Genomic DNA, 13,452 nt, shown 5'->3' with positions numbered 1-13,452 from the left:
CTGTGCCTCATTCGGTCGTCGGCGGGACCGGCACTTCCCCTGTCATGCCCGGTTCCGCTGCGTCGGTCACCGCGTCGGCCGCGGGCCCCTGGGTGCCATCGTCGCCCTGCGGGCCCTCCGGGTCGAGGAGCGCGCACACGACAGTCAGCAGCTGGTCCACGTCGACCGGCTTGGGTACGTAGTCGTTGGCGCCCCGCGCGATCGACTTCTCCCGGTCGCCCGGCATCGCCTTCGCGGTCAGCGCGACGATCGGCAGGCCCGTCCAGCGCGGGGTGCGGCGGATGGCGGCGATCGTCTCGTAACCGTCCATCTCCGGCATCATGATGTCCATCAGGACGAGCTCGACGTCCGGGTTGCGCTCCAGCGTCTCGATGCCCTCCCGGCCGTTCTCGGCGTAGAGGACGGGCATGCCGACCCGGCCCAGGACATGGGTCAGTGCGAAGACGTTGCGGATGTCGTCGTCGACGATCAGCACCCGCCGCCCGGGCAGCACCTGTCCCGCCCGGCCCCTCTTCCACGCCTCCAGCTTGGTGGGTGTCGGCCAGGAGTCGTCCACCTCGGCGGAGGTGAAGGGCTCGGTCGACAGCTGTTCCGGCACCGGCAGGGTGTGTTCCTCGGGGGTGGGGCCGGTCGCCGAGTGGCCGGGGCTGACCACGGGGACGTACAGCGTGAACGTGGAGCCCTTGCCGGGCTCGCTCTCGGCGACGATCCGGCCACCGAGCAGACCGGCGATCTCGCGGCTGATCGACAGACCGAGGCCGGTGCCGCCGTACTTGCGGTTGGTGGTGCCGTCGGCCTGCTGGAACGCCTCGAAGATCACCGGCAGCTTCTCCTGCGCGATGCCGATACCGGTGTCGCTGACGGTGAACGCGATCACCTGGCCGCTGTCGCGGACGTGATGGAGCTCGGTGTCGGTGACCCGGTTGACGCGCAGCTCGACCCGGCCCGACGCGGTGAACTTGATCGCGTTGGAGAGCAGGTTGCGCAGGATCTGCTGGAGCCGCTGCTCGTCCGAGTACATCTCGCGCGGCACGTCCTCGCCGACCGCCACCTCGAAGGCGAGCCCCCGGTCGATGGTGAGCGGGCGGAAGGTGGCGTGGACGTAGTCGAGCAGCTTGATCAGCGGCAGCTTCTTCGGGCGTACGTCCATCCGGCCCGCCTCGATCTTCGACAGGTCGAGGATGTCGTTGATCAGCTGAAGGAGGTCCGAGCCCGAGCGGTGGATCGTCGTCGCGAACTGCACCTCCTGGTCGGAGAGATGGCCGTCGGGGTTGTCGGAGAGCAGCCGGGCCAGGATCAGCAGGGAGTTGAGCGGGGTGCGCAGCTCGTGCGACATGTTCGCCAGGAACTCCGACTTGTACTGGGAGCTGGTCGCCAACAGGGCCGCCTTCTCCTCCAGTTCGGCGTTCGAGCGCTGCAACTCCGCCTGCTGTTTCTGCAGTTCGTCGGAGCGCTCCTGGAGCTGGCGGGCCAGGCGCTGGGACTCGCCGAGCAGGGACTCCGTACGGGAGTTGGCGATGATCGTGTTGATCGCGACGGCGATGGTGTTCACGAACTGGTCGAAGAAGGCGAGATGGACGTCGGAGAAGCGGGAGAACGACGCCAGCTCGATCACACCGAGGAGCTTGTCCTCGAAGAGGATCGGGATGATGACCACGCTGGTCGGCGCCGCCTCCCCGAGCCCGCTGTTGATCTTGATGTAGTCCGGCGGGGCCTCCTCGACCAGGATCCGCTTCTTCTCGCGGGCGGCCTGCCGGACCAGGCCGTGCACCGGGAGGCCCCCGGTCTCCACGGTCGCGCCCTGTGCCGAGCCGTAACCGGCGATGAACGCGAGCCCCTTCGCGGGAACGGCGGTCCGCAGAGCCGCACTGTCCTCGTCGGGGTCGGCCAGGAAGAACGCGCCGTACTGGGCGTTCACCAGCGGGGTCAGCTCGCGCAGCAGCAGGTCGGCGACCTCCATCAGGTCCCGGTGGCCCTGCATCAGCGCGGCCAGGCGGGCCAGGTTGGACTCCAGCCAGTCCTTGGCGCGGGTGGTCTCGCGGAGGTTGGCCACCATCAGGTTGATGTTGTCCTTGAGCTCGGTGACCTCGCCCTGGGTCTCCACCGTGATCGAGCGGGACATGTCGCCCTGGGCCACCGCGGAGGCGACCTCGGCGATCGCGCGGACCTGGGTGGTCAGGTTCAGGGCGAGCTCGTTCACGTTCGTCGTCAGACGTTTCCAGGTGCCGTAGACGCCCTCGACCCGGGCCTGGCCGCCGAGCCGGCCCTCGGAGCCGACCTCGCGGGCCACGCGGGTGACCTCGGAGGAGAAGGAGGACAGCGTGTCGACCATGGTGTTGATGGCGGTCTTCAGCTCCAGGATCTCGCCCCGGGCGTCCACGTCGATCTTCTTGGAGAGGTCGCCGTTGGCGACGGCCGTGGTCACCTGGGCGATGTTGCGGACCTGTGAAGTGAGGTTGTCCGCCATGTAGTTGACGTTGTCCGTCAGGTCCCGCCACACCCCGGACACACCCAGCACCTGGGCGCGGCCGCCGAGCCGGCCGTCGGTGCCGACCTCGCGCGCCACCCGGGTCACCTCGTCGGCGAAGGCGCGCAGCTGCTCCACCATCGTGTTGACGGTGTCCTTGAGTTCGAGGATCTCGCCGCGCGCGTCCACGGTGATCTTCTTGGAGAGGTCGCCGTTGGCGACGGCGGTCGTCACCTGGGCGATGTTGCGGACCTGTGACGTCAGGTTCAGGGCCATGAAGTTGACGTTGTCGGTGAGGTCCTTCCAGACGCCCGACACCCCTCGCACCTGTGCCTGGCCGCCGAGGTTGCCTTCGGTGCCGACCTCGCGGGCCACGCGGGTGACCTCATCGGCGAAGGCGGAGAGCTGGTCGACCATCGTGTTGATGGTGGACTTCAGCTCCAGGATCTCGCCCTTCGCCTCCACCGTGATCTTCTTGCCGAGGTCGCCCTGGGCCACCGCGGTGGAGACCAGGGCGATGTTCCGCACCTGCGAAGTCAGGTTGTCCGCCATGAAGTTGACGTTGTCGGTGAGGTCCTTCCAGACACCGCTCACCCCCCGCACCTGAGCGCGCCCGCCGAGGTTGCCCTCGGTGCCGACCTCGCGGGCCACGCGGGTGACCTCGTCGGCGAAGGCGGAGAGCTGGTCGACCATGGTGTTGATGGTGGACTTCAGCTCCAGGATCTCGCCCTGCGCGTCGACGGTGATCTTCTGACTCAGGTCGCCGTTGGCGACGGCCGTCGTCACCTGGGCGATGTTGCGCACCTGCGAGGTCAGGTTCGACGCCATGAAGTTGACGTTGTCGGTGAGGTCCTTCCACACCCCCGACACGCCCCGCACCTGCGCCCGGCCGCCCAACTGGCCCTCGGTGCCGACCTCGCGGGCCACGCGGGTGACCTCGTCGGCGAAGGCGGAGAGCTGGTCGACCATCGTGTTCACGGTCAGCTTCAGCTCGAGCAGCTCACCGGTCGCCTCGACGGTGACCGAGCGGGTCAGGTCGCCGCGCGCCACCGACGTGGTCACCAGGGCGATGTCCCGCACCTGGGCCGTCAGCCGGGACGCCATGGTGTTGACCGCCTCGGTCACATCCCGCCAACTTCCCGACAGCCCCTGCACCTTGGCCCGGCCGCCCAGCCGCCCCTCGGTGCCGACCTCGCGCGCCACCCGGGTCACCTCGCCGGTGAACAACGACAACTGGTCGACCATCTTGTTCACGGCCCGCCCCAGCCGCCGCAGATCACCGCGCAACTGGCGGTTGCCGTCGTGCAGGTCGACCCGCTGGGTCAGATCGCCGCCCGCCACCGCGTCCAGGACCCGGGTCGCGTTCGCCGCCGGGGCCACCAGGGCGTCGAGCAGCTGGTTCACATCGGTGACCCGGGACGCCCAGGCGCCCGCGCCGGGGCTCGGCGAGAGCCGCTCGTCGAGCCGGCCGTACCGCACCAGCTCCCTTTTCACCCGCTGGACCTCGGTGGTGAAGTGGACGTTGCGGTCGACCAGTTGATTGAAGATCGCGGCCAGTTCGGCCGTGACGCCATGGTCGCCGGTCTCCGTCACCTTCGCGAAGTGCCCGTCCCGGGCGGCCGTCATCGCGGCGAGCAGCGGACGCAGATCCGATGCTCGAATCTGGTCATCTTTCTGTCCGTCTTCGAGCACACGCGTAGCACTGTTCTCACTCATGGCGGCCCACTTCAGTAACTCGGCGCTTATGGGCGGGGCCAGTCTGTCACTCTGTCCGCACTGACCGAGGCGTATTCGTCCGAACTGCTCGGGGAGCGGGACATGGGGGCCATTCCGGCACAACGGGAGACCGATCCCGGTGCTTGTGACGCCCCCGTGCGCAGGAGTGTGCTTCCGTACGCCCGGGCGCACGCCACCCTCGCGGGCAGCTCCCTCGCACCGGGCGCCGCCCGCGCCCTGCTGCGCGCCGCCCTCTCCGAGTGGGCCGAACTGGGCCTGCCCGGCACGGCACCGCTCACCGACCGCCTCGCCGACGACGCCGTCGTGGTCGTCAGCGAACTCGTCACGAACGCGGTCGTGCACGCCGGCACCGACGTCGATCTGGAGTGCCGTCTGGAGACGGAGACCGGTGCCCTCGTCGTCGAGGTCGCCGACCAGCACCCCTCGCGCGCCCCGCGCGACGGCACCGGCGAACCGTCGTACGGGACACCGGAGTACGGCCGCGGACTGCGCCTCGTCGCCACCCTCGCCGAGTCCTGGGGCATCACCTACCGCAAGGGCACCAAGACCGTGTGGGCGCGACTGACCGAGGAGGACAGCGCGGCCGTCGGGCAGAGCGGACCGTACGCCGGGCAGGACGAGGCGTACGTGGGGGTGAACGGCCTGGAGAGCGCCGGAGTCCTCGCCCCCGAGCCCCGGCGCACCGAACGCGACCGGGACTGGCTCAACCGCGGCGCCCTGTCCTTCCTCGCCGAGGCCTCCGACCTGCTCGCCGGACAGCTCGACGAGGACCTGGTCGCCGCCCTCGCCGGACAGCTGATCGTGCCGCGGCTCGCCGACTGGTGCGCGGTGTGGCTGGAGGACGAGCACATGGGGCGCGGTGGCGTCTGGGGCAGCGAGGGGACCGGCGGGGCGGGGCCGCGGCTCGCCCGCGTCTGGCACGGCCACGAGAGCCGTATCGAGGAACTGCGCCAGGCCCTGGAGAAGGACCCGCCCAGACCGGTGGAGCCGCCGCGTTCCGGGCCCGTGCCGTTCCCCTGGCCCGGCGACGCGCTGGGCGGGCGCGGGGCGCGCGGCACGGCACTGGCGTACCGGCTGATCGCGGGCGGACGGCCGCTCGGCACGCTCGTCATCGGACGGTCCGGGCTGCTCCGCTTCCCCGACGAGATCACCGGCCTGGTCGAGGACCTCGGCCGCCGGGTCGCCCTCGCCATCGGCGCGGCCCGCCAGTACGCCCGCCAGGCCACCATCAGCGCCATCCTCCAGCGCGGGCTGCTGCCCGGCGCCGTCGCGGAGATCCCCGGAATGCGCAGCGCGCTGGTGTACGAGCCGTGCGACAAGGGCGGCCCCAGCGGCGACTTCTACGACCTCTTCCCGGCCGGCGACGGCCGCTGGTGCTTCGCCGTCGGCGACGTCCAGGGCAAGGGCCCCGAAGCCGCCGTGGTGATCGGCCTGGCCCGCCCCTGGCTGCGGCTCCTCGCCCGCGAGGGCTACCGCGTCGCCGACGTCCTGGACCGCCTCAACCAGCTGCTCCTCGACGACGCCACGGAGGCCGCCGACGCCGCCGCCCGCGCGCTGATCGCCGCGGGCGGCCGGTCCCTGACCGGCGACGGCCCCCAGACCCGCTTCCTCTCCCTCCTCTACGGCGAGCTGGCACCCTTCGACGGCGGTGTGCGCTGCACCCTCGCCTCCGCCGGGCATCCCCTGCCGCTGCTCCTCGGCGCGGGCGGCGAGGTCCGCACCGTGGCCCGGCCGCAGACCCTGCTCGGGGTCGTCGAGGACGAGACCTACACCAGCGAGACCTTCGAGCTGCGACCCGGCGACACCCTGCTCGCCGTCACCGACGGGGTGACGGAGCGGCGCTGCGGCCCCCGCCAGTTCGACGACGGCGACGGCCTCGCGACGGCGCTCGCCGACTGTGCCGGGCTCACCGCCCCGCTGATCGCGGAGCGCGTCAGACGGCTGGTGCACGAGTTCGGCGTAGGACCGCCGGAGGACGATCTCGCGCTGCTGGTGCTTCAGGCGGAGTAGGCGGAGCAGTCGCCACGGTCCTGGACAATGGAGGACATGCCTTCCGCACTCCCCGACGGCGAGCCCGTCCCCGACGACGGCGCGCTCCCCGCGTCCGCACTCGCCGGGGCCGACGCCCGCCCCCTCGGGTTCTACCTGCACGTTCCGTACTGCGCGACCCGCTGCGGCTACTGCGACTTCAACACCTACACGGCGACCGAGCTGCGGGGCACGGGCGGTGTGCTGGCCTCCCGCGACAACTACGCCGACACCCTGATCGACGAGATCCGGCTGGCCCGCAAGGTCCTCGGCGACGACCCCCGCCAGGTCCGCACGGTGTTCGTCGGCGGCGGTACGCCGACCCTGCTGGCCGCGGACGACCTCGTACGGATGCTGGCGGCGATCCGTGACGAGTTCGGGCTGGCGCCGGACGCGGAGATCACGACGGAGGCGAACCCGGAGTCCGTGGACCCGGCATATCTGGCCACCCTGCGCCAGGGCGGCTTCAACCGGATCTCCTTGGGCATGCAGAGCGCCCGTCAGCACGTGCTGAAGGTGCTCGACCGCACTCACACCCCGGGCCGCCCCGAGGCGTGCGTGGCGGAGGCCCGGGCGGCCGGGTTCTCGCACGTCAACCTGGACCTGATCTACGGCACCCCCGGTGAGTCGGACGACGACTGGCGGGCCTCCCTGGAGGCGGCCATCGGCGCGGGCCCGGACCACGTCAGCGCGTACGCCCTGATCGTCGAGGAGGGCACCCAGCTGGCCCGTCGTATCCGCCGCGGCGAGGTCCCGATGACCGACGACGACGTCCACGCGGACCGCTATCTCATCGCGGAGTCGGTGCTGTCCGAGGCGGGCTACGACTGGTACGAGGTCTCCAACTGGGCCACCTCGGAGGCGGGCCGCTGCCTCCACAACGAGCTGTACTGGCGCGGCGCCGACTGGTGGGGCGCGGGCCCCGGCGCGCACTCCCACGTGGGCGGGGTGCGCTGGTGGAACGTGAAGCATCCGGGGGCGTACGCCGGGGCGCTGGCGGCGGGTCGGTCACCGGGGGCGGGCCGTGAGCTCCTGTCCGAGGAGGACCGGCGGGTCGAGCGGATCCTGCTGGAGCTGCGGCTTCTGGAGGGGGTGCCGTTGTCGCTGCTGCGGGAGGAGGGGCTCCGGGCCTCCCGCCGGGCGCTGTCGGACGGGCTCCTCCAGAAGGAGCCGTATGGCGCGGGGCGTGCGGTGCTCACCCTGCGGGGGCGGTTGCTGGCGGATGCGGTGGTTCGGGACCTGGTGGACTAGGCGCCTAGTGGGGTGCGGGGCAGTGTCGTCTGGCGGCTGCGGGTTCGTGGTGGCTGGTCGCGCAGTTCCTCGCGCCCCTTGGGTGGGTGCAGTTCGGTCTGTTACGCCGTGACGAAGTCGATCAGTTCCTCTACTCGGCCCAAGAGCTCCGGCTCCAGGTCCTTGTACGAGTTCACTCGCTTCAGGATCGCCTGCCACACCGCGCCCGTGTTCTCCGAGGGCCAGCCCAGGGCTCGGCATACGCCCGTCTTCCAGTCCTGGCCGTGGGGGACGCGTGGCCAGGAATCGATGCCCAGGGACGACGGCTTCACCGCCTCCCAGATGTCGATGTACGGGTGGCCGACGACGAGGGCGTGGTCGCTGGTCACCGACTGTGCGATGCGCCACTCCTTCGTGCCCGGTACCAAGTGGTCCACCAGGACGCCCAGCCGGGCGTCCGGGCCCGGCGCGAACTCCTCGACGATCGACGGGAGGTCGTCGACGCCCTCCAGGTACTCCACGACCACGCCCTCGATGCGCAGGTCGTCGCCCCAGACCTTCTCCACCAGTTCCGCGTCGTGCCGGCCCTCGACGTAGATCCGGCCGGCGCGGGCCACGCGGGCGCGGGCGCCGGGGACGGCCACCGAGCCGGATGCCGTACGGGTGGGACGTAGCGGCGCCTGACCGGTGGGACGTACGAGCGTCACCACCCGGCCCTCCAGCAGGAAGCCCCTCGGCTCCATCGGGAACACCCGGTGCTTGCCGAAGCGGTCCTCCAGGGTCACCGTGCCCGCCTCGCAGCGGATCACCGCACCGCAGAAACCGGTGCCGGGTTCCTCGACCACCAGGCCGGGCTCCGCCGCGACCTCGGGGACGGGCTTCGGCTTCTTCCAGGGAGGAGTCAGGTCGGCGGAGTACTGGCGCATTCGGATGACGATAGGAGAAGCCCGCCGCCACCTAACGCGACACGCCGAAGCGGGTCGCCAGGGCGTCGCGCTGCCGCCGTACGAACGCCGCGTCCACCACCGCTCCGTGACCGGGCACGTACAGCGCGTCCTCGCCGCCCAGGTCCAGCAGCCGGTCCAGCGCCGCCGGCCAGTGCGACGGTACGGCGTCGGGGCCCGCCTGCGGTTCGCCGGACTCCTCGACCAGGTCGCCGCAGAAGACCACCTCGGGGGAGCCCGGGACCAGGACCACGAGGTCGTGGCCGGTGTGGCCGGGGCCGACGTTCGCCAGCAGGACCTGACGGCCGCCGCCGAGGTCGAGGGTCCACTCGCCGGAGACATGGTGGCGGGGGCGGGGCAGGGCGTCGACGGCCTCGTCGGCCAGTGCCGGGTCCAGGCCGTTGTGGATCGCGTCCGCGCGCAGCGCCTCGCGGGCCTGGTGCTGGTCGAACAGGGCGTCCATGCCCACGGGCCCGTACACCTCGGCCCCCGCGAACGCCGCCGCCCCGAAGACATGGTCGAAGTGGGGGTGGGTCAGCGCGAGATGAGTCACACGCTGCCCGGCGAGCGATTCGGCCTGCGCCCGCAGCCGCGCGCCCTCGCCGAGGCTCGATCCGGCGTCGATCAGCAGAGCGGTCCCCGAACCGACGACCAGCCCCGCTGTGCAGTCCCAGCCCGGCAGTCGGCACCGCCCGACCCCGGTCGCAACCCGCTCCCACCCCAGCTCTTCCCAAGTCACCGTCATACGGCGACGCTAGCCGTACGAGCGGTCGCGGCAGGACCGACCTTGCCCGGGCGGTACCCCACCGCCGTACACTGGGCCGGGGGATGCTGGCACTCGGACGGACAGAGTGCCAGGCAAGCACAGCGGGAACGACTTCTGGAGGTGTGCGCGATGCTGAGTGAACGCAGGCTTCAGGTGCTGCGCGCCATCGTCCAGGACTACGTGGGCACCGAGGAGCCGGTCGGTTCCAAGGCCCTCACCGAGCGGCACAGTCTCGGCGTCTCTCCTGCGACGATCCGCAACGACATGGCGGCCCTGGAGGACGAGGGGTTCATCGCCCAGCCGCACACCAGTGCCGGGCGGATCCCCACGGACAAGGGCTACCGGCTGTTCGTCGACAAGCTCGCGGGCGTCAAGCCGATGACCGCGCCCGAGCGGCGCGCCATCCAGAACTTCCTCGACGGCGCCGTCGATCTCGACGACGTGGTGGCGCGGACCGTACGGCTGCTCGCGCAGCTCACACGGCAGGTCGCGGTGGTGCAGTACCCCTCGCTCACCCGCTCCACCGTGCGCCATGTCGAACTGCTCGCGCTCGCACCCGCACGCCTGATGCTCGTGCTGATCACGGACACCGGGCGGGTCGAGCAGCGGATGATCGACTGCCCGGCGCCCTTCGGCGAGACGTCCCTCGCCGATCTGCGGGCGCGGCTCAACAGCAAGGTCGCGGGCCGGCGCTTCAGCGATGTGCCGATGCTTGTCGAGGACCTCCCCGAGGGCTTCGACCTGGAGGACCGCGGCACCGTCTCGACCGTGCTCTCCACCCTTCTGGAGACACTCGTCGAGGAGAACGAGGAGCGGTTGATGATCGGCGGAACCGCCAATCTCACCCGCTTCGGACATGACTTCCCCCTCACTATCCGTCCGGTGCTCGAAGCCCTCGAGGAGCAGGTCGTGCTCCTCAAGTTGCTTGGTGAGGCCGGGGATTCGGGCATGACCGTACGCATCGGTCATGAGAACGCCTATGAGGGGCTCAACTCCACGTCTGTCGTGTCGGTCGGCTACGGTTCGGGCGGCGAGGCAGTAGCCAAGCTCGGCGTGGTCGGACCGACCCGCATGGATTACCCGGGAACGATGGGAGCGGTACGCGCAGTGGCACGGTACGTCGGACAGATCCTGGCGGAGTCGTAAGTGGCCACGGACTACTACGCCGTTCTCGGCGTGCGTCGCGACGCGTCGCAGGAAGAGATCAAGAAGGCCTTCCGTCGGCTCGCTCGCGAGCTGCACCCGGATGTCAACCCTGATCCGAAGACCCAGGAGCGGTTCAAGGAGATCAACGCCGCTTACGAGGTGCTCTCGGACCCGCAGAAGAAGCAGGTCTACGACCTCGGCGGCGACCCCCTGTCCCAGGCGGGCGGCGGTGGCGCGGGCGGCTTCGGGGCCGGTGGGTTCGGGAACTTCTCGGACATCATGGACGCGTTCTTCGGCACGGCGTCGCAGCGGGGCCCGCGGTCGCGTACGCGGCGGGGCCAGGACGCGATGATCCGGCTGGAGATCGAACTCGACGAGGCGGCCTTCGGTACGACGAAGGACATCCAGGTCGACACGGCGATCGTGTGCACCACCTGCAGTGGTGAGGGCGCGGCGCCGGGGACCTCCGCCCAGACGTGTGACATGTGCCGCGGACGCGGTGAGGTGTCGCAGGTGACGCGGTCGTTCCTGGGGCAGGTCATGACGTCCCGGCCGTGTCCGCAGTGCCAGGGGTTCGGGACGGTCGTTCCGACGCCGTGCCCCGAGTGCGCGGGCGACGGTCGCGTACGGTCCCGTCGCACCCTCACGGTCAAGATCCCGGCCGGTGTGGACAACGGCACGCGGATCCAGCTCGCCGGTGAGGGCGAGGTCGGGCCCGGTGGGGGTCCCGCCGGTGACCTGTACGTCGAGATCCACGAGTTGCCGCACTCGCAGTTCCAGCGGCGTGGTGACGATCTGCACTGCACGGTCACGCTCCCGATGACCGCGGCGTCTCTGGGCACCAAGGTCCCGCTGGAGACGCTGGACGGGCTGGAGGAGGTCGACATCCGGCCGGGCACGCAGTCCGGGCAGTCGATCCCGCTGCACGCGCGTGGTGTCACGCATCTGCGCGGCGGCGGCCGGGGTGACCTCATCGTCCACGTCGAGGTGCAGACCCCGAACAAGCTGGATCCGGAGCAGGAGCGGTTGCTGCGGGAGCTGGCGAAGCTGCGGGGCGAGGAGCGGCCCACGGGGCAGTTCCAGCCCGGGCAGCAGGGGCTGTTCTCGCGGTTGAAGGACGCCTTCAACGGTCGGTGAGCGGGGTGGCCGCGGGGCCTCGTTCAAGCGCCGGACGGGCCGGTTTTCACCGGCTCGCGTCGAGCGTTCGAGGCCCTCACCCCGTGCCCATTCCGCTGACCTATGCCACTGGAAGGCCGGATTCGGACTTGTTCGGAGGACGTGACAACATGCGGTCATGTCCTCCGCGCTGACCGATCTTTTCCCGCATCCGATCGTGCAGGCCCCCATGGCGGGCGGCGTCTCCGTGCCGCAGCTCGCGGCCGCCGTGTCCGATGCCGGGGGGCTCGGGTTTCTTGCCGCCGGATACAAGACGGCGGACGGGCTGTACCAGGAGATCAAGCAGCTGCGGGGGCTGACCGGACGGCCTTTCGGCGTCAATCTGTTCATGCCGCAGCCGGAGAACGCCGACCCGGCCGCCGTCGAGGTGTACGCGCACCAGCTGTCGGGTGAGGCCTCCTGGTACGAGACCGAGCTCGGGGACCCCGACAGCGGACGTGACGACGGCTACGACGCCAAGCTCGCCGTACTGCTCGACAACCCGGTGCCGGTGGTCTCCTTCCACTTCGGCGTGCCCAGCAGCGAGGTGCTGGAGTCCCTGCGGCGCGCGGGAACCTTCACCCTCGTCACCGCGACCACCGCCGAGGAGGCCCTCGCCGTGCAGCGGGCCGGTGCCGACGCGGTCATCGCGCAGGGCGTGGAGGCCGGCGGGCACCAGGGGACCCACCGCGACATCCCGGAGAACGACGGGACCGGGATCGGGCTGCTGTCCCTCGTCGGTCAGATCCGCGAGACCGTCGGCATCCCCGTCGTGGCCGCCGGCGGCATCATGCGCGGCAGCCAGATCGCCGCCGTCCTCGCGGCAGGCGCCGCCGCCGCCCAGCTCGGCACCGCCTTCCTCGCCACCACGGAGTCCGGCGCCGCACCCGTCCACAAGCAGGCGCTCACCAACCCCCTGTTCGTCCGGACCGAGCTGACCCGTGCCTTCTCCGGCCGCCCCGCCCGCGGGCTCGTCAACCGCTTCCTGCGCGAGCACGGCCGGTACGCCCCCGCCGCCTACCCGGAGATCCACCACCTCACCTCCCCGCTGCGCAAGGCCGCCGCCAAGGCCAAGGACGCCCAGGGCATGGCCCTGTGGGCCGGCCAGGGCCACCGCATGGCGCGCGAGCTGCCCGCCGGGCGGCTGGTGGAGGTGCTGGCCGCCGAACTCGCCGACGCCCGGACAGCGTTGTCGGTCTTCCCGAAGGGCGATGAGCTGCGATGACGGCTCCCGTGTTCGTGGTCGAGCATTTCGACGCCGGGGCCGGCGGACGCTACGTCCTGGAAGGGCCCGAGGGTCGGCACGCGGTCTCCGTGAAGCGGCTCCAGCCCGGCGAGGAGGTCGTCCTCACCGACGGCGCGGGTCGCTACGCGGTGTGCGACGTGATCGGCACCGAGGGCAAGGACCGGCTGATCGTCCACATGACCTCGGTGTCCGAGGAGCCGGCGGAGTCCCCCAGGATCACCGTCGTCCAGGCCCTCCCCAAGGGCGACCGCGGGGAGCTGGCCGTCGAGACCATGACCGAGACCGGCGTCGACGCGATCGTGCCCTGGCAGGCCTCCCGCTGCATCACCCAGTGGAAGGGCGACCGCGGACTGAAGGCCCTCACCAAGTGGCGGTCCACCGCCCGCGAGGCAGGCAAGCAGTCCCGGCGGTTCCGCTTCCCCGAGGTCGCGGACCTGGCCACGTCCAAGCAGGTCGCGGCGCTGCTCGCCGAGGCCGACTTCGCCGCCGTACTCCACGAGAGCGGTGACGAACCGCTCGCCACCGTCGAACTCCCGACCGAGGGCGACATCGTGCTCGTCGTCGGGCCCGAAGGGGGCGTCTCCCCCGAGGAGTTGGCGCTGTTCGAGGAGGCGGGCGGCAAGCCGTACGTCCTCGGGCGTACCGTGCTGCGTACATCGACCGCCGGGACCGCCGCGACCGCCGTGCTCCTCGCGCGCACCGGCCGCTGGTCCTGAGAACCAGAGGGAACGCC

Annotated in this window: 9 protein-coding genes; 6 read left to right on the top strand and 3 right to left on the bottom strand. The window is 71.1% G+C overall.

Annotated elements, in window-relative coordinates:
* Positions 1-7 precede the first annotated feature (7 nt).
* A complete protein-coding gene (locus OG381_RS17530; RefSeq protein ID WP_327717038.1) occupies positions 8-4,183 on the bottom strand; it encodes a HAMP domain-containing protein in 4,176 nt (1,391 codons plus the stop codon).
* A 102-nt stretch (positions 4,184-4,285) separates the two neighbouring features.
* Here OG381_RS17530 and OG381_RS17525 point away from each other — a divergent pair, with 102 nt between their 5' ends.
* Both OG381_RS17525 and hemW read left to right on the top strand, forming a co-directional pair.
* On the top strand, positions 4,286-6,214 hold the full coding sequence (locus tag OG381_RS17525) for a SpoIIE family protein phosphatase (protein WP_327717037.1): 1,929 nt from the start codon (positions 4,286-4,288) through the stop codon (positions 6,212-6,214).
* A 36-nt stretch (positions 6,215-6,250) separates the two neighbouring features.
* Positions 6,251-7,483, top strand: coding sequence for a radical SAM family heme chaperone HemW (gene hemW, locus OG381_RS17520; protein ID WP_327717036.1), 1,233 nt, complete (start codon positions 6,251-6,253; stop codon positions 7,481-7,483).
* A gap of 101 nt (positions 7,484-7,584) precedes the next feature.
* Here the strand turns inward: hemW and OG381_RS17515 are convergent, their stop codons facing one another.
* Positions 7,585-8,388, bottom strand: a complete 804-nt coding sequence (locus OG381_RS17515; RefSeq protein ID WP_327717035.1) for a DUF3097 domain-containing protein — start codon at positions 8,386-8,388, stop codon at positions 7,585-7,587.
* A gap of 31 nt (positions 8,389-8,419) precedes the next feature.
* On the bottom strand, positions 8,420-9,151 hold the full coding sequence (locus OG381_RS17510) for an MBL fold metallo-hydrolase (protein ID WP_327717034.1): 732 nt from the start codon (positions 9,149-9,151) through the stop codon (positions 8,420-8,422).
* Positions 9,152-9,301: 150 nt separating this feature from the next.
* Here OG381_RS17510 and hrcA point away from each other — a divergent pair, with 150 nt between their 5' ends.
* From hrcA to OG381_RS17490, 4 genes are all read left to right on the top strand, one after another.
* Positions 9,302-10,318, top strand: a complete 1,017-nt coding sequence (gene hrcA / locus OG381_RS17505; RefSeq protein ID WP_266892532.1) for a heat-inducible transcriptional repressor HrcA — start codon at positions 9,302-9,304, stop codon at positions 10,316-10,318.
* On the top strand, positions 10,319-11,455 hold the full coding sequence (gene dnaJ, locus OG381_RS17500) for a molecular chaperone DnaJ (protein WP_266892534.1): 1,137 nt from the start codon (positions 10,319-10,321) through the stop codon (positions 11,453-11,455).
* Positions 11,456-11,612: 157 nt separating this feature from the next.
* Positions 11,613-12,698, top strand: coding sequence for a nitronate monooxygenase (locus OG381_RS17495; RefSeq protein WP_327717032.1), 1,086 nt, complete (start codon positions 11,613-11,615; stop codon positions 12,696-12,698).
* Positions 12,695-13,435: a 16S rRNA (uracil(1498)-N(3))-methyltransferase gene (locus OG381_RS17490; RefSeq protein WP_327717031.1), complete on the top strand. Its 741-nt coding sequence runs from the start codon at positions 12,695-12,697 to the stop codon at positions 13,433-13,435. The genes OG381_RS17495 and OG381_RS17490 overlap by 4 nt, the downstream gene beginning before the upstream one ends.
* The last annotated feature ends 17 nt before the right edge of the window (positions 13,436-13,452 follow it).

Source organism: Streptomyces sp. NBC_00490 (genome assembly GCF_036013645.1).
GTDB lineage: Bacteria > Actinomycetota > Actinomycetes > Streptomycetales > Streptomycetaceae > Streptomyces > Streptomyces canus_F.
Note: the sequence above shows the minus strand (reverse complement) of the source record. Positions and strands in the feature narration are given on the sequence as shown.

Excerpts from the sequence above, each read along its gene's own strand:
- OG381_RS17530 (WP_327717038.1), bottom strand. The coding sequence starts at position 4,183 with ATGAGTGAGAACAGTGCTACGCGTGTGCTCGAAGACGGACAGAAAGAT.
- OG381_RS17525 (WP_327717037.1), top strand. The coding sequence starts at position 4,286 with ATGGGGGCCATTCCGGCACAACGGGAGACCGATCCCGGTGCTTGTGAC.
- hemW (WP_327717036.1), top strand. The coding sequence starts at position 6,251 with ATGCCTTCCGCACTCCCCGACGGCGAGCCCGTCCCCGACGACGGCGCG.
- OG381_RS17515 (WP_327717035.1), bottom strand. The coding sequence starts at position 8,388 with ATGCGCCAGTACTCCGCCGACCTGACTCCTCCCTGGAAGAAGCCGAAG.
- OG381_RS17510 (WP_327717034.1), bottom strand. The coding sequence starts at position 9,151 with ATGACGGTGACTTGGGAAGAGCTGGGGTGGGAGCGGGTTGCGACCGGG.
- hrcA (WP_266892532.1), top strand. The coding sequence starts at position 9,302 with ATGCTGAGTGAACGCAGGCTTCAGGTGCTGCGCGCCATCGTCCAGGAC.
- OG381_RS17495 (WP_327717032.1), top strand. The coding sequence starts at position 11,613 with ATGTCCTCCGCGCTGACCGATCTTTTCCCGCATCCGATCGTGCAGGCC.
- OG381_RS17490 (WP_327717031.1), top strand. The coding sequence starts at position 12,695 with ATGACGGCTCCCGTGTTCGTGGTCGAGCATTTCGACGCCGGGGCCGGC.